At 72.5% G+C, this 20,930-nt stretch carries 20 protein-coding genes; 12 read left to right on the top strand and 8 right to left on the bottom strand.

Annotated features, from left to right (window positions below; translation table 11 throughout):
* Positions 1 to 94 precede the first annotated feature (94 nt).
* On the bottom strand, positions 95 to 1,840 hold the full coding sequence (locus RBH18_RS01905; protein WP_306204058.1) for a phosphatase PAP2 family protein: 1,746 nt from the start codon (positions 1,838 to 1,840) through the stop codon (positions 95 to 97).
* Between the two features lie 257 nt (positions 1,841 to 2,097).
* On the opposite strand from RBH18_RS01905, the gene RBH18_RS01900 reads away from it, so the two are divergent.
* The gene (locus RBH18_RS01900; protein ID WP_306204057.1) at positions 2,098 to 5,043 is read left to right on the top strand and encodes a glycine--tRNA ligase; all 2,946 of its coding nucleotides are present in this window, start codon (positions 2,098 to 2,100) and stop codon (positions 5,041 to 5,043) included.
* Here RBH18_RS01900 and RBH18_RS01895 read toward each other — a convergent pair.
* Complete coding sequence (locus tag RBH18_RS01895; RefSeq protein WP_306204056.1) at positions 5,033 to 5,803, bottom strand: alpha/beta hydrolase family protein; 771 nt, start codon at positions 5,801 to 5,803, stop codon at positions 5,033 to 5,035. The two genes, RBH18_RS01900 and RBH18_RS01895, sit on opposite strands and share 11 nt — an antisense overlap.
* A 56-nt stretch (positions 5,804 to 5,859) precedes the next feature.
* On the opposite strand from RBH18_RS01895, the gene RBH18_RS01890 reads away from it, so the two are divergent.
* Complete coding sequence (locus RBH18_RS01890; protein ID WP_306204055.1) at positions 5,860 to 6,210, top strand: winged helix-turn-helix transcriptional regulator; 351 nt, start codon at positions 5,860 to 5,862, stop codon at positions 6,208 to 6,210.
* Entirely contained in the window at positions 6,207 to 6,584 is a 378-nt protein-coding gene (locus tag RBH18_RS01885; protein WP_306204054.1) for a nuclear transport factor 2 family protein, read from the top strand. The genes RBH18_RS01890 and RBH18_RS01885 overlap by 4 nt, the downstream gene beginning before the upstream one ends.
* A 44-nt stretch (positions 6,585 to 6,628) precedes the next feature.
* Here the strand turns inward: RBH18_RS01885 and RBH18_RS01880 are convergent, their stop codons facing one another.
* Positions 6,629 to 7,105, bottom strand: a complete 477-nt coding sequence (locus RBH18_RS01880) for an RICIN domain-containing protein (RefSeq protein WP_306204053.1) — start codon at positions 7,103 to 7,105, stop codon at positions 6,629 to 6,631.
* 244 nt (positions 7,106 to 7,349) lie between these two features.
* On the bottom strand, positions 7,350 to 8,456 hold the full coding sequence (locus RBH18_RS01875; protein WP_306204052.1) for a glycerophosphodiester phosphodiesterase: 1,107 nt from the start codon (positions 8,454 to 8,456) through the stop codon (positions 7,350 to 7,352).
* Between the two features lie 217 nt (positions 8,457 to 8,673).
* Here RBH18_RS01875 and RBH18_RS01870 point away from each other — a divergent pair, with 217 nt between their 5' ends.
* Entirely contained in the window at positions 8,674 to 9,117 is a 444-nt protein-coding gene (locus RBH18_RS01870; protein ID WP_306204051.1) for a hypothetical protein, read from the top strand.
* 202 nt (positions 9,118 to 9,319) lie between these two features.
* On the opposite strand, the gene RBH18_RS01865 is transcribed toward RBH18_RS01870, so the two are convergent.
* A complete protein-coding gene (locus RBH18_RS01865; RefSeq protein ID WP_306204050.1) occupies positions 9,320 to 9,946 on the bottom strand; it encodes a YdcF family protein in 627 nt (208 codons plus the stop codon).
* Between the two features lie 22 nt (positions 9,947 to 9,968).
* Positions 9,969 to 11,618, bottom strand: coding sequence for a helix-turn-helix domain-containing protein (locus tag RBH18_RS01860; RefSeq protein ID WP_306204049.1), 1,650 nt, complete (start codon positions 11,616 to 11,618; stop codon positions 9,969 to 9,971).
* Between the two features lie 121 nt (positions 11,619 to 11,739).
* On the opposite strand from RBH18_RS01860, the gene RBH18_RS01855 reads away from it, so the two are divergent.
* From RBH18_RS01855 to RBH18_RS01840, 4 genes are all read left to right on the top strand, one after another.
* Positions 11,740 to 12,405 carry an esterase/lipase family protein gene (locus RBH18_RS01855; RefSeq protein WP_306204048.1) on the top strand — a complete coding sequence of 222 codons (666 nt, stop codon included), beginning with the start codon at positions 11,740 to 11,742 and terminating at the stop codon, positions 12,403 to 12,405.
* Between the two features lie 158 nt (positions 12,406 to 12,563).
* On the top strand, positions 12,564 to 12,971 hold the full coding sequence (locus tag RBH18_RS01850) for a nitroreductase/quinone reductase family protein (protein WP_306204047.1): 408 nt from the start codon (positions 12,564 to 12,566) through the stop codon (positions 12,969 to 12,971).
* Positions 12,972 to 13,010: 39 nt separating this feature from the next.
* Positions 13,011 to 13,544, top strand: a complete 534-nt coding sequence (locus RBH18_RS01845; RefSeq protein WP_306204046.1) for a hypothetical protein — start codon at positions 13,011 to 13,013, stop codon at positions 13,542 to 13,544.
* A gap of 97 nt (positions 13,545 to 13,641) precedes the next feature.
* Positions 13,642 to 13,998 (top strand): PRC-barrel domain-containing protein, encoded by a 357-nt coding sequence (locus tag RBH18_RS01840; protein WP_306204045.1) that lies wholly within the window; start codon positions 13,642 to 13,644, stop codon positions 13,996 to 13,998.
* A 161-nt stretch (positions 13,999 to 14,159) separates the two neighbouring features.
* On the opposite strand, the gene RBH18_RS01835 is transcribed toward RBH18_RS01840, so the two are convergent.
* Positions 14,160 to 14,672, bottom strand: a complete 513-nt coding sequence (locus tag RBH18_RS01835; RefSeq protein ID WP_306204044.1) for a 2'-5' RNA ligase family protein — start codon at positions 14,670 to 14,672, stop codon at positions 14,160 to 14,162.
* A gap of 107 nt (positions 14,673 to 14,779) precedes the next feature.
* On the opposite strand from RBH18_RS01835, the gene RBH18_RS01830 reads away from it, so the two are divergent.
* From RBH18_RS01830 to ctaD, 4 genes are all read left to right on the top strand, one after another.
* Entirely contained in the window at positions 14,780 to 15,397 is a 618-nt protein-coding gene (locus tag RBH18_RS01830) for a hypothetical protein (protein WP_306204043.1), read from the top strand.
* Entirely contained in the window at positions 15,397 to 16,908 is a 1,512-nt protein-coding gene (locus RBH18_RS01825) for a glycosyltransferase family 2 protein (protein WP_306204042.1), read from the top strand. The genes RBH18_RS01830 and RBH18_RS01825 overlap by 1 nt, the downstream gene beginning before the upstream one ends.
* Before the next feature lie 122 nt (positions 16,909 to 17,030).
* Positions 17,031 to 18,026 (top strand): serine hydrolase domain-containing protein, encoded by a 996-nt coding sequence (locus RBH18_RS01820; protein ID WP_306204041.1) that lies wholly within the window; start codon positions 17,031 to 17,033, stop codon positions 18,024 to 18,026.
* A gap of 99 nt (positions 18,027 to 18,125) precedes the next feature.
* Positions 18,126 to 20,111 (top strand): aa3-type cytochrome oxidase subunit I, encoded by a 1,986-nt coding sequence (ctaD, locus tag RBH18_RS01815; protein WP_306204040.1) that lies wholly within the window; start codon positions 18,126 to 18,128, stop codon positions 20,109 to 20,111.
* Positions 20,112 to 20,155: 44 nt separating this feature from the next.
* Here ctaD and RBH18_RS01810 read toward each other — a convergent pair whose 3' ends face one another.
* Positions 20,156 to 20,704: a hypothetical protein gene (locus RBH18_RS01810; protein ID WP_306204039.1), complete on the bottom strand. Its 549-nt coding sequence runs from the start codon at positions 20,702 to 20,704 to the stop codon at positions 20,156 to 20,158.
* Between the last annotated feature and the right edge of the window lie 226 nt (positions 20,705 to 20,930).

Genomic DNA, 20,930 nt, shown 5'->3' with positions numbered 1-20,930 from the left:
CTCGGCAGCCACGGCCGACGAGGAACTACTCCGCCATGCGCCCGGAGGGCGGAGCCTGGTCCTGCGGAGGCCGGCTCGATGCGATCGGCGCCGGTCAGGCGCGGCGGAGGCGGGCGGTGACCTTCGTGCGACCGTAAGTGACGTCGGCGCGGTAGCCGTCCGGGGCGGTCACGTGGGCGAAGCGGCCGGTGACGCGGCGGGCGGTGACGACCGTGGCGGGGCCGCCGGGCGTCAGGGCGAGCGTGCCGCCCAGCGCGGCGTGGCCGTCGACGGCGAGGCGGCCGGTCAGCGTGCCGCCGCGCTGCTCGTAGTCGCCGCGCACGTGCAGCTCGCCGGTGGTCTGCAGGGTGCCGCCGGTCACGGTGACGTCGCCGGTGCCCAGGGAGGCGGCGACCAGGGTGCCCTCGCGGAGCACCGTCCCGCCGCGGTAGGTGGTGGCGCCGGTCAGCGTCAGCGTGCCGGTGCCGCGCTTGACGAGACCGCCCCGGCCGGTGATGTCGTTGCGCCAGGTGCCGGCGACGTCCATGGTGACCGTCACGTCGCTGTCGAAGGCGCCGTAGCCGTCGGCGGCGGTGAACAGGTCGAGGCGGCCCCACAGCTCCGGCCCGTCGAGCAGCGGGTAGCCCGACGGCACGGCGGTCGTGCGCAGGACCTCCCGGCGCTGGGCTGCGGTGAGATACGGGAACAGCGTCTCCAGCAGAACCTCGGCGCCCTGCGGGACGACCATCGGGACGTTCGGGCGGCCGGTGCGCGGCAGCCCGTAGGTCAGCCGGGGCTCGACGATGCGCCGGTTCGCGCGCCGGTCGGCGTACGCGTCGGGGCCTGCCGGGGTCGACGTCAGCAGCACGTCGAGGGCCTGGCGGCGGGCGGCTGCCTTGAGGGCGGCATTGGCCGGGTCGGCGAGGGTCGCGGCGGCCAGTGCCGTGGCGAGGATCCGGCCCCCGATGACGTCGGCGGGCGAGTGCATGCCGGCCACGATGCGCGTGTCGCTGAGATCGAAGGCGGCCGTGACGAGCTGCTGGAAGCGCTCCGGGACGGCGTATGCGAAAGCCAGCGCTGCCAGGTGGAAAGCGTTCGTGTGGCCGCTGGGGAAACCGCCGTCGTCGGCCGGGGTCGTGCTGCGCTGGCGCAGCAAGGTGGGCACGACGCTGACCGGCGAGTCGTAGACCGGATAGCCGAGCGCGTCCACGGCGCCCGTGTCGACGACCTTGCTGTCGGCGTTCATGCGCCACGGGCGCGGGTACTGGTAGGCGGCCTTGCTCGGGTTGCCCGACGCGTAGGGGCCGCGGACGGTGTTGACCAGCGTCACGACCTGGCCGAGCGGCGAGTCGACGGCCCCGGCCCCGAGCGCCGAGCCCGCGGGCGCCCCGGCCGGCACCGCATCGTCGATCTTGGTTGCGGGCGTGCTCGCCGGCGCGGTGGTGATGCTGGTGACGGCCTTGGCGATCGCCTTGTACGGCGCCGCGAGCGCCCCGAGCCCGGCGATCGCCGCGTAGCTCTGGTGCTGCCGGTCCTGCACGAAAGCCCGGTCGGCCTGCGCCTGCGTCCGGGCCCGCGTGACCTTGGTGGCGTACCGCATGCTGGCGTGCAGCGTGGCGGCGTCGAGCACCGTGCCGTTGTCCCAGCTCGTGCCGGTGCGCCACACCCGCTGCATGCCGGAGAGGATCCGCACGGCGGCGTTGGTGTCCACCGTGAGGTTCGCTGTGACGTTCGACTTGTAGTCGGCGACGAACGGCAGGCTCGCGGCGGCGACCGCGGGCAGCCCGCGCAGGATCGCGGGTCCGGCGACGACGCCGGCGGAGGCGGCAACGGCGGCACGCAGCAGGGTACGACGATTCACACCAAGCAAGATCAACTATGCCGGCGACCGGCGGGTGAACGGCAGGTCAACGGCGCTCAGCCGATCCGCGGCACTTCGTCGTCGCCGGGCACCCGCCGCCGGACCACCTTCGTCCACGGCTTCGCGCCGCTGACCCTGTGCGTGCTCGCGGTGGCCGCCTTCGGCCCGCGCCGCGCCGCCTGACCCGGAAGCGGTGAAGGTCACCCGCCGGCATGACGGGCCCCTGACCGCGGACCGGCTCACTAGACTTCGGGCTCATGCTCACCATGCAGGACGCGCTCGCCCGTCTCACGGCGTACTGGACCGGCCAGGGTTGCCTGGTCGTGCAGCCGATGAACACGGAGGTCGGCGCCGGCACGCTCAACCCCGCCACCTTCCTGCGCGTGCTGGGCCCGGAGCCGTGGCGCGTGGTCTACACCGAGCCCTCGGTGCGCCCGGACGACTCGCGCTACGGCGAGAACCCGAACCGCCTGCAGACCCACACCCAGCTCCAGGTGATCCTCAAGCCCGACCCGGGCAACTCGCAGGAGCTCTACCTGGGCAGCCTCGAGGCGCTGGGCATCGACGTGGCGGCGCACGACGTGCGGTTCGTCGAGGACAACTGGGCCGCCCCGGCCATGGGCGCGTGGGGGCTGGGCTGGGAGGTGTGGCTCGACGGGCTGGAGATCACCCAGTTCACCTACTTCCAGCAGGCCGGCGGGGTCGAGCTCGACCCGGTCAGCGTCGAGATCACCTACGGCATCGAGCGCATCATCATGGCGCTGCAGGGCAAGACCCACTTCAAGGACATCGAGTACGCCGCCGGCGTCAGCTACGGCGAGGTGTTCGGCCAGTCCGAGTACGAGATGTCGCGCTACTACCTCGACGACGCCGACGTGGCGGCCAACCGGCAGCTCCTCGAGCTCTACGCGGCCGAGGCGCAGCGGCTCATCGACGAGGGCCTGCCCGTGCCCGCCCACACGTACGTCCTCAAGTGCTCGCACGCCTTCAACGTCCTCGACTCGCGGGGCGCCGTGTCGACCGCCGACCGGGCCGCCGAGTTCGCCCGGATGCGCCGCCTCGCCGGGGACGTGGCCCGCCTCTGGGTGGCCCGCCGCGACGAGCTGGGCCATCCGCTCGGCGAGTCGGAGCCGCTGCCCGAGGCGATCGCCCCGGCGGCGGCCGCGGTCAAGGGCGACCAGCCGCGGACGCTCGTCCTCGAGATCGGCACCGAGGAGCTGCCGCCGGCGGAGGCGCGCTCCGCGCGTACCTGGCTGCAGCGCGAGCTCACCGAGCAGCTGGGCAAGACCCGCCTCGCGCACGGCACCGTCATGGTCCACGCCACGCCGCGGCGCCTCGTCGCGGTGGTGCCCGCGGTGGCCGCCCGGGAGGAGGACTACACGCAGACGGTGAAGGGGCCGAAGACCACGGCTCCCGAGAAGGCCCGGGAGGGCTTCGCGCGGTCGCAGGGCGTACCCCTGGAGGATCTTGAGGTCGAAGCGGGCGCCTTCGTCGTGCGCAGGCACGTGACCGGGGGTGCGGCGCTCGACGTGCTCGCGCCGGTGCTCGCCCGGGCCGTCGGCGGGCTGCGCGCCGCCAAGAACATGCGCTGGAACGACCCGAAGCTCGCCTTCTCCCGCCCGATCCGCTGGCTCGTCGCGCTCTGGGGCGACGACGTCGTGCCCGTCGCGGTCGGCGCGCTCGAGGCCGGCCGCGAGACCCGGGTCCTGCGGACGGCCGCCGAGCCGGTGCTGCGCGTCGCGTCCGCCGAGACGTTCGTGGAGACGATCTCCGTCAATGGCATCGTCGCCGACCCGGAGGACCGCCGCGAGCTGATCGTCTCCGGCGCCCAGGAGCTCGTCTACGGCGAGGGCCGCATCGACGTCGCCGCCGAGAGCGCGCTGATCGACCAGATCACGTACCTGGTGGAGCAGCCGGCGCCGCTGCTCGGCCGCTTCGACGAGCGCTACCTCGAGCTGCCCGACGCCGTGCTCACCACGGTGATGCGCAAGCACCAGCGCTACCTGCCGGTGCTCGGCGAGGACGGCAAGCTGCTGCCCATGTTCGTCACCGTGGCCAACGGCCCGATCGACACCGACCTGGTCCGGGAGGGCAACGAGGCGGTGCTGCGGGCCCGTTACGAGGACGCGGCCTTCTTCTACCGTGCCGACCGCGGCACCCCGATCCCCGAGCTGCGCGACCGGCTGCAGCGCCTCACGTTCACCGACAAGCTCGGCTCGATGGCCGACCGCGCCGGGCGCATCGACTCGCTCACCGGCCTGCTCGCCTCGGCCGCCGGGGTCAGCCGCGCCGACGACACCGTGGCGGACCGGGCCGGCGAGCTGGTCAAGTTCGACCTCGGCTCCCAGCTCGTCACCGAGATGACCAGCCTCGCCGGCGTCATGGCCCGCGACTACGCCCTGCACGCCGGCGAGCACCCGGCCGTCGCCCAGGCCGTCTACGAGGCCGAGCTGCCGCGCAGTGCCGGCGACGCGCTGCCCGCGTCCGTACCCGGGGCGCTGCTGTCCCTGGCCGACCGCCTCGACCTGCTCGCCGGCCTGGCCGCGACGGTGGGCCTGCCGACCGGCAGCAGCGACCCCTTCGCCGTCCGCCGCGCCGCCCTCGGCCTGCTCGCCGTGCACCGCGCGCACCCCGACCTCGCGAAGCTCAGCCTCTTCGACGGCCTCAAGTGGGCCGCGTCGCTGCAGCCGGTGGCGGTCGACGAGACGGTCCTCGCCGACACGCGCGAGTTCCTGACCCGCCGCCTCGAACAGGTCCTCACCGAGGAGGGTCACCCCGTCGACCGGGTCCGCGCGGTGCTGCCCCAGGCCGGTCGCCCCGCCGTCGCCGACCGGCTGCTCGCCCAGCTCGGCCGGCTCGTCGCGGAGCAGGACTTCCGCGACCTCGCCGAGGCGATCCAGCGCGCGCGGCGCATCGTCCCGGAGGGCACCCCCGCCACGTACGACGTCTCCGCCCTGAAGGAGCCCGCCGAGCTGGCGCTGCACGAGGCGGTCTCCACGGTCGCCGCGACGATGGACCTCGCCCCGGACCTGGGCCGCTTCACCGTGCAGGCCGCGCCGATCGTGGCGCCGGTGCACCGCTTCTTCACCGACGTCTTCGTGATGGACGAGGACCCGGCGGTGCGGGCCGCGCGGCTCGGCCTGCTGGCGTCCGTACGGGATCTCGGGGCCGGCATGATCGACTGGCCGCAGCTCAAGCTCTGAGCTGCACTCCGGCCACCCCTGCCAGGGACTCGCCCTTGAGGAACGCCGTCGTGACGCGCTGGATCGTCGCGACGTGGGCGGGGTTCTCGTCGGTGGTCTCCCGGGCCTCGTAACCCGGGATGCCGCCGAGCGAGTGCTCCGCCCCCGCCAGGGTGAGCAGCGCCTTCGGGCCGGGGCTCAGGTGGTACGGGTCGGCCGTCCAGTCCGGCCCGCGCGTGGTGAGCGGCGAGTCGTCCCGGTCGCCCACGACCACCAGCGCCGGCGTGGACATGTGGCTGAAGTCCGGGCTGAGCCAGTCCCTGAACGGCGTGTCGGCGAGGTCGTCGCCGCCCCGGCCCGCCGTGGCGAGCAGCACCCCGGCCGTGACCCGCTCGTCCCGGTGGTCCTCGCCGTGCACGCGCAGCCCGAGCAGGTTGCCGGCGGTCTGACCCCCGAACGAGTGGCCGGCCACGGCGACGGTCGTGTGCCCGGGCACGAGGATCTCGAGGCGGTCCAGAATCGCTTTGAGATCGTCGACCCGGCGGCGCCAGCTGTCCGCGGTCACGGGCACGTTGAGCCGGCGCGAGTCGAGGTGCGTGGGCTGGATCACCGCGAAGCCCGCCGTGGCCCAGTGGTCGACGAGGGGCCCGTACGCGTCGTAGGACGAGCCGAACCCGTGCGAGAAGAGGATGACAGGTGTTTCGTCGCGTTCCCGCGGTGCGGTGACGCGGACCCGCAGCGGCGGAACCTTGATCGGCTTGGTCGAGACGATGATGGTCATGGCGGGGGACGCTACTATCCTCGGGACACTAGGTACCTAGAGGAAAGTAGTGGCGGATGCGCACCTGCCCCATCGGCGACGTGGCGGACGTCCTGTTCAGCCGCTGGACCGCCCCCATCCTGTGGACCCTGCACGAGCACGGCCGCCAGCGCTTCGGCGAGCTCGCCGCCCGCATCCCGGCCGTCACCCCCAAGGTGCTCACCCAGCGCCTGCGCCAGCTCGAACGCGACGGCCTGCTGATCCGCACCTACCACGCCGAGGTCCCGCCCCGCGTCGAGTACGAGATCAGCGAGCTCGGCGCTGGCCTCGAGCCGATCTTCGCCCAGCTCTCCACCTGGGGCGCCGCCCACCTCCCCGAGGTCGAGGCCCACCGCCGCCGCCACGACGCCGCCGGCCCCCGCCGATGATCCAGCCCCTGATCGACACCTTCTTCGCGGCCTTCACCACGGGCCCGGACTGCGCCGCCCGACTCGACGCCCTGCCGGACCTGTTCCTGCCGGAGGCGGTCATCGTCGGTCCGGGCGCCGTCGCCGACTCCGTCGCGTCCTTCCTCGCCCCGCGCCGCGCCCTGCTGACCGGCGGCGGCCTGACCTCCTTCCGCGAGTGGGAGGTCGCCGGGACGACCACGGTGGCGGGCGACATCGCGCACCACCGCTGCACCTACGCGAAAGAGGGCGTCCGGGACGGCGCGCCCTTCACCGGCAGCGGCACCAAGATGCTCCAACTCGTCCGCACGCCGCAAGGCTGGCGCATAGCCGCCCTCGCCTGGCACGACGACTGACGCAGCGGCGTGGCGGATCCGGGTGCGATCCGCCACGCCGGCTGTCAGATGGCGTCGCGCTGGATCCAGATCTTGGCGAGCGTGAGATTGCAGTCGGTCAGGACCACCGGGGTGATCGCGCCGGCATTCGTCGGGTGGACGCACAGATTCCAGTGATTGTTGCGGAGCCACCATTGGCTGCCCCAGGTGTTCCACTGCCAGCGGTGGCTCGGCGTGAAGTCATTGCACACGCTGAGGATCAGCGGGGAGCCCACGGACCCGCCGTTCGTGTTCAGGCAACGGCCGTTCTCGTTGTTGATGATGAGCCACTGATTCCCGGTGGCGCCACCCGGCCGGCGCCACTGCCACCATTGATTGCGCTGCGGGTTGCACGGGTACTGATAGATGTTGCCGGTGCGCGCGTAGTTGTCCATGCACAAGCCGGACTCGGAATTGACGATGTATGACCAAGTCGCGGCCTGGGCCGGCTGCGCGCCGGTCACCAAGGTCGCGGCGATCGTGGTCAGCATGACGATCAGCACCGCCGAGACACGTCGAATGGTTCCCATGGTCCCCCCCATGTGGCGAATCGATGTGCCTCGACCGTCTCACCGGGACGGGGAGCCGGAGCCACGTACGTCAGGAGCCCGACATGCCGTTCCGCGCCGCGATCAGTCTTTTCTTCATCAATGCGAATCGTGCCGCCACGTGGCATCCGAATTGTCACCGCTCCGAAGCTGCGCGAAGCCCGGCCACCGTTGCGGCGACCGGGCTCCTGCGCAGTTCTCAGACGCGGGCGAAGGCGATGGTGCGGGCCAGGACGCCGATGTCGGCCTGGTCGGTGAAGAGGCCGTCGAGGCCCGTCCGCAGGAAGGTGACCTGCTCGTCGAGCGCCCGCCCGTAGGCCGTCGGGTCGGTGCCCACCCGGTAGTCCGCGGGCAGGAACTGGTTCTCGGCGCGGAAGGTGTACGGCATGACCTTGATGCCGGCGGCGTGCGCGTCGCGGACCAGGGTCGTGGGCTCGCCGAGCGTGTCGGTGGCCGTGCGGGGGATGATCTGGTTCTTCTCCGGGCCGATGCCGTCGGCGTAGCGGGACAGCGCCTTCAGGCCGGCCGGCGTGAGGTACTGGGCGTACGGCTTGGGGTCGTTGAAGGGCGTGCCGGCGGCGCTGGTGAGGAAGACGAGCGGGGCGCGCAGCTTGTACTCGTCGTGCAGGGCCTCCAGGTTGACCGCCTCGAAGGACTGGACGAAGACCTTGGCGTCGCGGCGGTCCAGGCCGGCCCGGCGCAGGGCCTTGACCAGCGGCGTCTCCAGGTCCAGCCCGAGCCTGCGGAAGAAGGTCGGGTGCTTGGTCTCCGGGTAGACGCCGATCTCGCGGTCCAGCTCGTCGGACAGCTTCTCGCGCAGGTCGAGGACCTCCTGGAAGGTCGGCACCTGGAACAGGCCGTTGTAGAGGGTGTTGTGCTGGCGTACGGCCGGGATGCGCTCCACGGCCCGCAGCGTCTTCAGCTCGGCGAGCGTGAAGTCCTGGGTCCACCAGCCGGTGACCGCCACGCCGTCCAGCGTCACGGTGCGCTTGCGGGAGGCGAACTCGGGCCGCGAGCCGACGTCGGTCGTCCCGCCGATCTCCGGCTCGTGCCGGCAGACGAGCACGTGATCCTTGGTGGACACCAGGTCCGGCTCGATGAAGTCGGCGCCCATGCGGGCCGCCAGCTCGTACGACGCCAGGGTGTGCTCCGGCCGGTAGCCGGACGCGCCCCGGTGGCCGATCACCAGGCTTCCCTTGCGCTCGTGCGACCCGCCCGCGAGCGCGGGGGCCCCGGTGGCGCCCAGTACCGCCGGCGCCCCGGCGGCCAGCGCCCCGATGCGCAGGACCTGTCGGCGGTCAGCCACGTCTCCTCCACGGGACCTCCCCGGGCGACGGTCGCCGGGGTCCCCGCGGAAGAGTCCAGGTCATCCGCGCGACACGCGAGCAACGGCGCCGTGACGCGCGGGCCAACTCCGCCGAAAGGATCTCCCGGGTGACCCCCTGCGGGTGGCACCGTCTTGAGCGGGTGGCGCGCCGGGCCTACGGTGGTGCGGGCACAGCCCTCTCCCGGAGATGTCGACCATGGCCCACCTGAGCACGGCCGCCCCCGCACCCGCCCGCCGCGTCGGCCGCCCGGACCTGGCCCTGCTGCTGGGCCGCCCGGCCCGCGACCCCGGCATCCGCCGCCTCTGCGCGGAGTACGGGCTGACGCCCCGCCCGGGCCGCGCGACCGCCCGCGACACCGGCGTCGAGGTCCACACCAGCCCGGCGGGCCTGATCACCACGGTGGTCCTGCACTTCACGCCCGGCCCGTTCACCCCGTACCACGGCGAACTCCCCGCCGGCGCGGGCACGGTCCCGCGCCGCGCCGCGATGTGGACGGCCCTCGGCCGTCCCGAGGCCGTCGGCCCGGAGGACCACTGGCAGCTGCGCTCGGTGTCCTTGCGCGCCCGCTACGCCCCTGACGCCGACCACCTCGACCAGCTGACCCTGACCCCGCCCGACCACCTCCCGCGCGCGGCCTGACCCCGAGGGGAGTCGCGCCGCCTGGCGGGAGCCGCATGTCCTGGCCGGAGGTCACGGTGGTCGACGCGTGCGTGCGGCGCGACGGCCGGGGCGGCAGCCGCACCGCCGTCACCGATGACGACCAGGCGGCGACGGATGCGGACCGGCGTGCGGTCGCGGCCGGTGGCCGGCCGGTCCGGTTCTCTACCGCGGCTGTTGTGCTTCAGTACGTCGCGCCCGCCGCGCCGGCTGCGGGGGTGAAGGGCGCCGCGGTGTAGGCCGAGTGCGCCGTGAACAGCCATCGGTGCAGCTCGGGCAGGCTGGTCAGCGACTGGCGCAGGCTGAAGACGTTGGTCAGGGCGAGGCGTTCGCGCTCGACGCGGGCGCGGAGGGCGACGCCGTCGAGGCCCGCGTCGGGAACGGATTCGTACAGCAGGCTGTAGTGGGTGCCCGGGAGGCCGAAGACCCAGTCGAAGACCGCCCGGGTGCGGGCGATGTGGAACTCCGAGGTGATCACCAGCGGGCGGTGGATGCCCATGGGGCCGGTGTGGACGACGCGGGCGAAGTAGGCGTTGCCGATCGTGTCGTAGGAGGAGGTCTCGCTGTAGAGGGCCTCGGCCGGGATGCCCTGCTCCTGCAGGTAGCGGCTGCTGGCGACCGACTCGAAGACCGGGAAGCCGCGGGCGTCGGCCGGCGGGGGCTTGTGGGTGGTGCCGGCGCTCAGGGCGATGATCGGCTGGCCGGACCAGCGGCGGATCGCCTGGTCGAGGCGCGCCCGGACCCAGGGGGCCGGGCGGCCGTCGGGGGTCAGCCCGCCGCCCGGGACGAGGATCGCGTCGTAGTCGGTCACGGTGATCATGATTGACGGCCCGTCACGACTCCGTCAATGGAAGTCGGCGGGCCAGCTCGGTACGGGACCGGACGCCCAGCCTCGCGAACACGTTGCGTAGATGGTGGTCGACCGTGCGCGGGCTGAGGACGAGCTGCTGGGCGATCTCGCGGGTGGTGGCGCCGTCCGCGGCCAGCCGGGCGATCCGCTCCTGCTGGGCGGTCAGCTTCCCGGGTACGGCCGGCACGCTCGCCCCGGCGGCCCGCAGCTCCGCCGCCGCCTGTCCCGCCCACGGCCCCGCCCCGAGCAGCGTGAACGTGTCCGTGGCGCGCCGCAGGTGCTCGCGGGCGTCGGCGGGGCGGCGGTGGGCGCGCAGATGCCGGCCGTACAGGAACTCGGTCCGCGCCCGCGCATAGTCGGTGTCGCCGCGGTCGTGCTCCGCCAGCGCCTCCCGGAACAGGTCCTCGGCGTCGTCCGGATCGGTGGCCAGCAGGGCCCGGCAGCGGGCGCGCAGGGCCAGCCACGGTGCCCGGCCGGTCGCCGTGGTCCAGCGTTCGAACGGCCCGAGCACCCCGGCGGGCACCCCGCCGGGGGCCGCCTCGACCAGATGCGGGGTGGCCGCCACCTGGAGGACCGCGTTGCCGTGGCCGGAGCCGGTCACCACGAGCCCGGCGAGCCGCCCGGCCGCGGCCGCCGTCCGGCCGTCGATCAGGTCGAGCACCGACAGCGCCCATTGGCACAGGGCGCGCGCCGAGCCCGGGCCGGTGGTGCTGTCCTGCGCGGCTGCCTGGCGTACGCGAAGCAGGGTGGTCTCCCGATCTCCCGCCAGGGCGGCGAGCACCGCGAGGATGCCCAGGTGCACCTCGGCGAGGACGGGCTGGCCGGTGCGGGCCGCCAGCTCCGCCCCCTCGGTCGCGGCCGTGGTGGCGGCGTCGTGCTGTCCGGTCGCGAGCGCGGCGAAAGCGGCCGCCTCCAGGGCGCGGGGGAGCAGGGCGGTCTCGCCGCGCTGCCGGATCAGGCGGACGGCGCGCCCGGCCAGCGGCAGCCCGTCGGCGCCGGTCAGCACCGCGGCGGTCGCGCCCTGCACGAGGTCCTGCCCGGACGCGGCGGCCCGGGCCTGCGCCGCCCGCAGCCGCGCGAAGCCGGTGGCCTGGTCGTCGCGGCACAGGGCGGCGAGCCCGGCGACCAGCTCGGCGGCCGGCGTCGGCTCGGGGTGGCGGGCGAGGACCAGGCGGGCCACCTCCGCGAACCGCCGGTCGTCCCCGGCGCGGTGCAGGGCGTCCGCCGCGTGCAGGAGGGCTTCGACGCCCTGGGCCGGCGGCAGGTGCACGGCCGCCGCGATCAGCTCGTCGGCGCCGCCGGGACCGGTGTGCAGCGCGATCTCCGCGGCGACGAGCCGGGTGCGGGCGCGGGGCCCGGCGGCGCGCAGCAGGGCCGTGGCGGGGCCGGGCGCCCCCGCCAGCCACGTCTGCCGGGCGGCGGCCACAAGGGCGTTTTCCCTGGTACGCGGGTTCGCCGTGACCCGCGCGGCATGCCGCAGCGCGGTGGCGGCCGTCGCCGGGGGAGTGCGGTCGGCGAGCGCCTGGAGGGTGCCGGCGAGAGCCTCGTCCGTACCCGTGGTGGCCCGGGCCCGGCGCAGCAGGCGGGCCGGGTCCGCGGGGTCCTGTTTCTGCACCACCCGTGCAATCACCATGTCGACAAGTGTCGATGCTCAGCGGCCCGAACGGAAGGCCGGTGATTTCACCGATGTGTCATTTTCGTTACGGGCCGAGGCTGCGAGGACGCGATCCCCTCAGGAGGTTCCCTTGCGCCGGATGCTCGCAGTCCTCACCGCCCTGCTCGCCGGGCTGGCCGCCCTCGTCGCCGTCCCCGCCGGCCCCGCCGCGGCCGCCCCCGGCACGCCGGTCGTCTTCGTCCACGGCTACACGGGCAGCGCCTCGAACTGGACCACCGCCATCAGCCTCTTCCGGGCGGGCGGCTACAGCAGCAGCGACCTGTACGCCTACGAGTACAACTCCTACGGCAACAACATCACCAACGCCCAGGGCCTCGCCGCCTACGTCAGCCAGGTCCGCAGCCGCACCGGCGCCGCCCAGGTCGACATCGTCAACCACTCCATGGGCGGCCTCGTCACCCAGTGGTACATCAAGCAGCTCGGCGGCGCCCAGTACGTCGCCCACGTCGCCTCGCTCGCCGGCGCCAACCACGGCACCACCGCCGCGGGCGCGTGCCTGACCTTCGTCACGTGCCAGCAGATGTACCCGGGCTCCTCCTTCATCCGGACCATCTCCACCGGCGACGAGACGCCGGCGCCCACCCGCTACGCCACCTGGTACTCCCCGTGCGACGGCGTCATCCTCCCCTACACCAGCACCACCCTGACCGGCGCGACCAACAACTACGTCGCCTGCGAGAACCACCTCACCTACCTGACCGACACCACGATCCTCACCGAGGTCCGCCGCTTCCTGGCGAGCTGACCTTCCCTTGCGCCGGGGCCGGTCCTAGGATGTTGTCCGTGACTGCCGGGTCGGCCTCTGGCCATTACCGAACGGATCGCCCGGCCGCCGCTTGACGCGGGGGCCGCCGGGTCGCACTCCACACAGACCCTTGTTCCTGCTCTCGTGGAGACGACCTCATGGCGAACGACTTCAATCAATCCATCATCGACGAGTTCCGCGCCCACGGCGGGCGCGTGGGCGGCCCCTTCGAGGGCGGCCGCCTCCTGCTGCTCACCACCACCGGGCGGCGCACCGGCACCCGCTACACCACGCCGGTGGCCCCGGTCACGGGCCCGGACGGCCGCACGTATCTGATCGGCTCGGCCGGCGGCTCGCCGCGCCACCCCGACTGGTACCTCAACATCCTCGCCGACCCCGAGGTGACCGTCGAGGACGGCGACCGCACCTACCAGGCGCACGCCACGGTTCTCACCGGCGCCGAGCGCGACCGGATCTTCGACGCGGCCGCGGCGGAGAACCCCGGCTGGGCGAAGTATCAAGCCGGCGTCGCCCGGATCCTCCCCGTGGTGGCGCTGTCGGCATAAGGACTGCTGCGGCCCCGGCGACCTGTCATGGTCATCGTCATGACAGCGATCGTCGGGGTCGAGCAGGGCGGCAGGGTCTACGTCGGCGGGGACAGCGCGGGAGTGTCGGGCCTGCTGCTGACCGTCCGGGCCGACGAGAAGGTGTTCCGCAAGGACAAGTACGTGTTCGGCTTCACGACGTCGTTCCGCATGGGCCAGCTCCTGCGCTACTCGCTGACCCTGCCCGAGCCGGCCGGCGACCTGGAGGCGTTCATGTCGACGGTCTTCGTGGACGCGCTGCGCGAGTGTCTCAAGGCCGGCGGCTGGGCCCGCAAGGACAACGACCGCGAGGAGGGCGGCACCTTCCTCGTCGGCGTCCAGGGCCGGCTCTTCACGATCCACGACGACTACCAGGTGGCCAAGGCGGCCGACGGCTTCGCCGCGGTCGGCTGCGGCGAGGAGCCGGCCCTCGGCGCCCTGTACGCGACGGCGGGCACCGGCCTCGGCCCCCGCAAGCGCGTCCTCCGCGCCCTCGCCGCCGCCGAGCGCTTCAACGGCGGCGTCCGCGGCCCCTTCCTCTGCCTCAAGGGCTGAGCCGATCCTCCCCGTCGCCGCCGGGCTCCTGCCGGAGGTGAGTGGTGACGTCGCCGGGGGGCGTTTCGGGGTGGGCGGTCCGGGCACTTGAGGAGGCATGTTCCCTGCTGAGAACCTGCGCGACTGGCGCGGGGAGAAGGTCATCGACCCCGACGGCGACAAGATCGGCGACCTCGAGGCGGTGTACGTCGACACGGCCACCGACCAGCCGGCGTTCGTCACGGTGCGGGTCGGCATCATCGGGCGGCACCGGCTGGCGTTCGTGCCGGTGGACGGCGCGACGGTGCTGCCGGGCGCCGTGCGCGTGCGGTACGGCAAGAAGCTGGTCGGCGACGCGCCGAGCATCGACCTCGACGGCGAGCTGACCGCCGCCGACGAGCCCGGGGTGTTCGCGCACTACAACCTGCCGTACGTGACCGGCGCCTCGGGTGAGCGCCGGCTGGCCCGGCGGTAGGGCCTGTTTCATCACTGGAGGCCGGGCTGCGGCGGGCCCAGATCCCGCCTGCGCACGTCCCGCAGAAGCCGGGATACAACCCCGGTATCCAGGCTTCCACGGGCCGCACGCAGCCGAAATCTGGACTCCGCCTCGCTCCGGCCCCAGTGATGAAACAGACCCTAGACCAGCGGGTACGCGATGTCGTGGGCGTGGTCGGCGACGGCCGCGCCCGCCACGTGGGCGCGTACCGGAAGGATCTCCAGGCAGCGGCGGACGGCCTGGGCCATCATCGGGTTGGGCACGCGCAGCGACACCGTGCAGTGGGGGATCCAGCGCCCGGGCCGATAGTGCTCCCACACCTCCACGCCGCCCGCCGCCAGCCGCTCGTGCACGGCCCGGTGATGGTCGAGCAGCTCCGCCGTCGGCGTGACGCCCAGCCACAGCACCCGGCCGACGAACTGTCCCGTGAAGTCCAGGTCGAGCGTCAGCTCCCGGGCCACGGGCAGGCCGTCGAGCGCCTTCGCCACCGCGGACGGGTCGAGTGTGCGCGCCGCCGCCAGCGACAGGTGCGGGCGGTGCTTGTCGTGCAGGGAGCCCATCGTGGGGATGCCCTCGGCCTCCAGCGCGCGCCACAGGGTCCGCAGGCGGCGGGTGGCGTCGACGTCGAGATAAAGCTCCAGGGCCGCAACCATTCGATCACCGTATCCCCTCCCTCAACCTTCGCTCAGGAACGCTCAGCTGCCGCAGGGCCCCGCCGACAGGCACGGTCGACCCCGTTCCGACGCGAAGGGCCCCACCTGTGCGCTTTCCCCGACCTGTGGCCGCCGGCCTGGCGGCTACCGTGCTGTGCGCCGGCCTCAGCGGCTGCACCAGCCTCAGCGAGCTCACCAGCAGCAGCAAGCCGCTCGGCGGCAAGGCCGCCCCGACGGCGTCGCCCGCCGCCACGCCGTCCGCGTCCGCGACCCCCAAGGCGCCGGTACGCCCCAGCGGCCCGCTCGACACCGGCACGGTCACGCACCGCATCGACCAGGGGAACTTCTCGGTCGCGCTGACGTACTGGACCTCGGACAACGCGAAGCTCTACTCCGCCGGCTCGCTCAAGACGATCAACGTCGCCGCGCACATCGAGGACGCGGACAGCAAGCACCGGGTGTCCGTGAGCACCTTCCAGGTGACCCAGGACGACGGGGTCAAGCGGGCGATCGTGGCCACGGACAACGGCAAGTTCGACGTCACGCCGCCGTACCCCTACAACACCGTGGTCGTCGTGCCGGCCGCGACGGCGGGAGCAACGAAGCTCACGCTCAGCTTCCGGATGGATCTCCTGGTGGAGACCGCCCCGAAGTCGAACAGCTACTACCGCTCCACCGCGCTCGACACCCTGACCCTGCCGCTGCTCACGAATGGTGCCAGCTGATGTCCGAGACCAGTCCCGGCCTGCGCCGGGCCACCGACCGCCAGATCCTGGTGCCGCGCAGCGCCAAGGCCGGACCGCTGGCCCTGCCGCCGGCCGTCCCGCAGCTGCTGGAGCTCGAGGCCGTCGAGACCGCCTCCGGCGAGATCGCCGCGGTTGCCGCCGCCACCCCGCGCAACGCCACGATCAGCTGCATCATCCCCTGCTACAACGAGCAGGAGACGATCGCCGACGTCCTCAGGAGCATCCTGGCGCAGACCCGGCTGCCCGACGTCATCCACGTCATCATCAACAACACCGACGACGACACACCCGAGATCGCGCGGAGCTTCGAGGGCAAGCACACCCGTACGGTCAAGGGCGAGGACTTCGTCACGACGGTCCACGTGCACGACATGGGCGTCAACCCCGACAAGAAGGTCGGCGCGCTCAACTACGGCTACTTCCTGTCCCGGGGCTTCGACTACATCCTCGGCGTCGACGGCGACACGACGCTGGCCCGCGACACCGTCGAGCGCCTCGAGCTGGAGATGACCGACGACCCGCGCATCGGCGGGCTCAGCGCCATCTACAGCATCGACAAGAACCGCAAGGGGCTGATGGCGCGCTTCCTCGTGGCCGGCCAGCGCGCGCAGTTCGCCGCGTTCAACATGGACAACCTGCTGCGCGGGCGCAACATGGCCGTCCTCGGCGGGCAGTGCAGCCTCTTCAGCATCCGCGCGCTGGAGACGGTCATGATCCGCCACCACCAGCAGGCCCCCTGGGTGCGCGACAGCGAGGTCGAGGACAGCAAGCTCTCGCTGCAGATCAAGGACGCCGGCTTCAGTACGAAGATCAGCGCCACCGCCCGCGCCTACGTCGGCCCGATGACCAACCTGCGCGCGTTGCACGGCCAGCAGGTCAAGTGGAACTTCGGCGCCATCGACCTCTTCTGGCCCGGCCAGCGCGGCGACAACAAGGGCCAGCCGCTGCACCCCAACCTGCGCCTGCGCTGGTACGAGAACGTCGCCATGGTCTTCAACATCGCCTCGCGCCTGGGCTTCATCCTGCTGCTCGTGGCGGCCCTGTCGATCCACGCCTTCGTCTTCAACCCCGTCTGGCTCATCCCGCCGGCCGTCGCGGCCCTGCTCAACCTGCGCCTGGCCCTGGCCATGAAGGACAAGAGCGCCAGCGACCTGCTGTACGCGGCCCTGATCGTCCCCGCCGAGCTCTACATGTGGATCCGCATGGGCCACTTCGTCTCCGCCTGGACCCAGTTCCTGGCCCAGACCGACAAGGACAACTGGGCCGCCCAGGCCAACGCCGAGAAGGGCAAGGGCTCCGCCTACGTCATGCCCCTCGTCGTCCTGATCGCCGTCCTCGGCGGCGCCATCTACGCCTGGACCCAGCAGAGCGTCGCCGTCCAGTCGGCGATCCTGTCGCTGGGCTGGCCGATCCTCTATCTGGCCACGATCGCCCAGACGGTCTTCATGCTCCGCAAGCTGGTCCGCCGCCACCGGGGCTTCGCCGTCTGATCTCTCCCCCGAGAGGCCGCAGCGCCGCCCGACGACCTCAGCGTCACCGGGCGGCGCCCGCACGCGCCGCCGCCGGCGGTAAATGGCTGGCCGGCCGGGAGTGCGTCCGCTAAAAGGGCCTCATGGACTGGCGACAGCGGTTGGCGGCGATCCTGGCTGATGATGCGGCGGCCGGGCGGTTCGGCGGGACGGTGCTCGTGACGCGGCGGGACGAGGTCCTGTTCGAGGGCGCCTACGGGCTGGCCGATCGGGAGCGGCGGGTGCCGGTGACGATGGACACGCGGTTCTCGGTGGGGTCGATCACCAAGCTCTTCACGGCGACGCAGATCGTGCGGCTCGTGCAGGAGGGGCGGGTGGCCGTGGACGATCCGGTGGGGCGGCATCTGCCGGACTATCCGAACGCGGAGGTGGCCGACAAGGTCACCGTGCACCATCTGCTGACGCACACCGGCGGCACCGGGGACATGTTCAGCGACGCCTGGTGGGAGCGGCGGGCGGAGGTGCGTACGCCGGAGCAGTTCATCGGCATGCTCGGCACGCGGGCGCCGGCCTTCGAGCCCGGCAGCGCGTACGACTACAGCAACTACGGCTACGTCCTGCTCGGGGCGATCGTCGAGCGGATCGCGGGGCGCGACGATCTGGCTGCCACCGTGTTCGGGCCGGCCGGGATGACCCGGTCCGGCAACGATCCGGAGGAGCCGCCGGCGCCGGATCTGGCCGTCGGCTGCACCGGCGAGGCGGGCGAGCCGAACACCGACTTCCGCGTGCTGCTGGGCAATCCGGCCGGCGGCGCCTATGCCACGGCGGGGGACCTGCGGCGGTTCGCGCTGGCGGTATTGCATCACGAGCTGCTGGACGCGGCGCACACCGAGCTGCTGACGCGGGGCAAGGTCAACGCGGGGTTCGGCGGGCGGCAGGCGTACGGGTTCCTCGAGCGCACCGTGCACAGCATCCGGTCGATCGGCGGCGCCGGGGGCTTCCCCGGGGCGAACGCCGTGCTCACCATCCATCCGGAGTCGGAGCACGTGACGGTCGTCCTGGCCAACCTGGACCCGCCGGTCGCCTCGCAGGCCGCGGAGTTCATCGACTTCGCCCTCCCCGCCGCCGACCTGCTGTGAACGCCTGATAGGCCTCGCGGGGCCGAGCATAGATCGTTGATTTTCCCGTGACCGGGTAGGCGGCGGTCCTGTGCCCCCTACCCCCGGTGGTGAGATCACATGGAAAGTCCCGCTGGCACCGCTTCGGTGGTGGCGCCCGGCCCGGTGCAACCGTACGACGGTCCTCTGCACCGGCCGGTGCGCGGCAGCGCCCTGGCGCGGCTGCTCCGCACGACCGACGCGAAGCAGATCGGCCTCCTGTACTTCGTGACGTCCTTCGCGTTCTTCCTGATCGGCGGCTTCATGGCGCTGCTGATCCGCGCCGAGCTGGGCCGGCCGGGGCTGCAGATCGTGTCGCCAGAGCAGTACAACCAGCTGTTCACGATGCACGGCACGATCATGTTGCTGCTGTTCGCGACGCCCATCGTGTTCGCGTTCGCCAACTACATGATCCCGTTGCAGATCGGGGCGCCCGACGTCGCGTTCCCCCGGCTCAACGCGTTCGCCTACTGGCTCTACCTGCTCGGCGGGCTGATCGTCCTCGGTGGTTTCCTCACCCCCGGCGGGGCACCGGACTACGGCTGGACGGCCTATCCGCCGTTGAGCACCGAACAGCACAGTCCCGGCGTCGGGGCGAACATGTGGATCGTGGGGCTGGTGCTGACGGGTCTGGGCACGATCCTCGGCTCGGTCAACCTGATCACGACGATCCTGGTCCTGCGGGCGCCGGGCATGACCATGTTCCGGATGCCGATCTTCACGTGGAACATCCTGATCACGGCGCTCATGGCGGTGATCGTCTTCCCGCTGCTCGCGGCGACGCTGCTGGCCCTGCTCGCCGACCGCGTGCTGGGCGCGCACGTCTTCGATCCCGACCACGGCGGGCCGCTGCTCTACCAGCATCTGTTCTGGTTCTTCGGCCACCCCGAGGTCTACATCGTCGCCCTGCCCTTCTTCGGCATCATCACCGAGGTCATCCCGGTGTTCAGCCGCAAGCCGATCTTCGGCTACCGGGGCATGGTCTTCGCGACCGTCTTCATCTTCGGCTATTCGATGGTCGTCTGGGCGCACCACATGTTCGCCACCGGGCTGGTGCTGCTGCCGTTCTTCTCGGCGACCACCTTCCTGATCGCGGTCCCGACGGGGGTGAAGTTCTTCAACTGGATCGGCACGATGTGGAAGGGGCAGGTCAGCCTCGAGACGCCGATGCTGTTCTCCATCGGCTTCCTCGTCACCTTCCTGCTCGGCGGCCTCACCGGCATCCTGCTGGCCAGCCCGCCGATCGACTTCCACGTGCACGACACCTACTTCGTCGTCGCCCACTTCCACTACGTCCTGTTCGGCACGATCGTCTTCGCGGTCTTCGCCGGGGTCTACTTCTGGTTCCCGAAGATGACCGGGCGGATGCTCGGCGAACGGCTCGGCAAGGCGCACTTCTGGACCATGTTCGTCGGCTTCCACACCACCTTCCTGGTCCAGCACTGGCTCGGCGCGGAGGGCATGCCGCGCCGCTACGCCGACTACCTGCCCACCGACGAGTTCACGATCCTCAACATGATCTCGACCGTCGGCTCGTTCGTGCTCGGCGTGTCGACGCTGTTCTTCCTCTACAACGTGTGGAAGTCGTACCGGGTCGGCAAGCGGGTCACGGTGAACGACCCGTGGGGCTACGGCAACTCGCTGGAATGGGCGACGAGCTGCCCGCCTCCGCTGCGCAACTTCGACACGATGCCGCGGATCCGCTCCGAGCGGCCCGCCTTCGACGCCAAGTACGGCAAGGACGTCTCCGATCTGGGCCGCGAAGTCCGCGCCGGCGATGCGAAGGCGCCACAGACGCTGCGCGAGTCGCTGCATGGCCCGGCGGGCCCGGACGCCTCGGACGCGCCGGTCGCGGGCGGGGCCACCGGCACGGCGACGGCGGAGCGCCACCGTCCGGGCGACCGGTCCGGCGCCCGCGGCGTCCGCATCCCGGACCCCGCCGACATCGAGCGCGAGGGCCACGAGGGCGTCTCCCCGGGCGGGGCCACCTGGGACGCCGACACCGGCGACCGCCACAGCGATCCCCGGTACCGCACCGGTGAGCCGGACGACTCCGGGGAGCGCTGACACAGACGTTCCCCGGGGGACGCCCGGCCCGGTGACGGCGCCCGTCAGCGGGTGAAGCGGGCCAGGAAGCCCTTCTTGACCTCGCTCGCCCGCTGCTGCTCGCCCGCCAGCGCGCTGACGACGATCAGGGCGCCGGTCAGCGCCGGGACGACCCACTGCAGGGCGGAGAGCTGCTTCTGGGCCTTGGCGACGTCGCCGGGCGTGCTCGCGGCGGGCTCGGTGCCGGCCAGGGCGGGCACCGACTCGTCCTGGGCGACCTTGCGCCCGAGCAGCCGGCTGTAGCCGGTCACGGCCAGCGCCGCCGCGGTCAGCCCGGCCTTCGCGAGGGCGGTGGAGCCGGCGCCACGCTGGACGGCCAGCCGGCCGCTGTTGCCGACCAGCTCGCCGACGCTGCCCGCCACGTGCGCGCCGATCGCGGCGGCGTTCACCGGCGTCCACTTGTTCCATCCGGTGTTCGCCACGCGGCCGGTGCCGTCCGCCGTGTCGGCCTGCGCGGACGCCGGGTTGAGGGCGACGGCGTTCGCCAGCGTGCCGCCGAACCAGGCCGCCAGGCCGACGTCGTGCAGGGAACGGGACAGGGTGTTCGTTGCCACAGGATCCTCCGAGCTCGTCGATACGGTTGTTCGTCGGCTACCCGGGGCCCGGCCCGCTACACCGGGCGGCGGCGTCGTGAGAGTGACAGTTGTCGCTGGTGGGAGGCCCCGGGGGACCGTTTGGCCCGGCTCGTGGCGGGTAGCCGCGCGTACACTCTCGGGCCATGGAATGGGCGCGGCTGCGGGACCCGGTGCGGCGGGCGGGGCGGGTCACGCTGGTCGCGTG

It is taken from the genome of Actinoplanes oryzae (genome assembly GCF_030757795.1).
In the GTDB taxonomy this organism is placed as follows: Bacteria; Actinomycetota; Actinomycetes; order Mycobacteriales; family Micromonosporaceae; genus Actinoplanes.
This window is presented reverse-complemented; position numbering and strand designations above follow the sequence as displayed.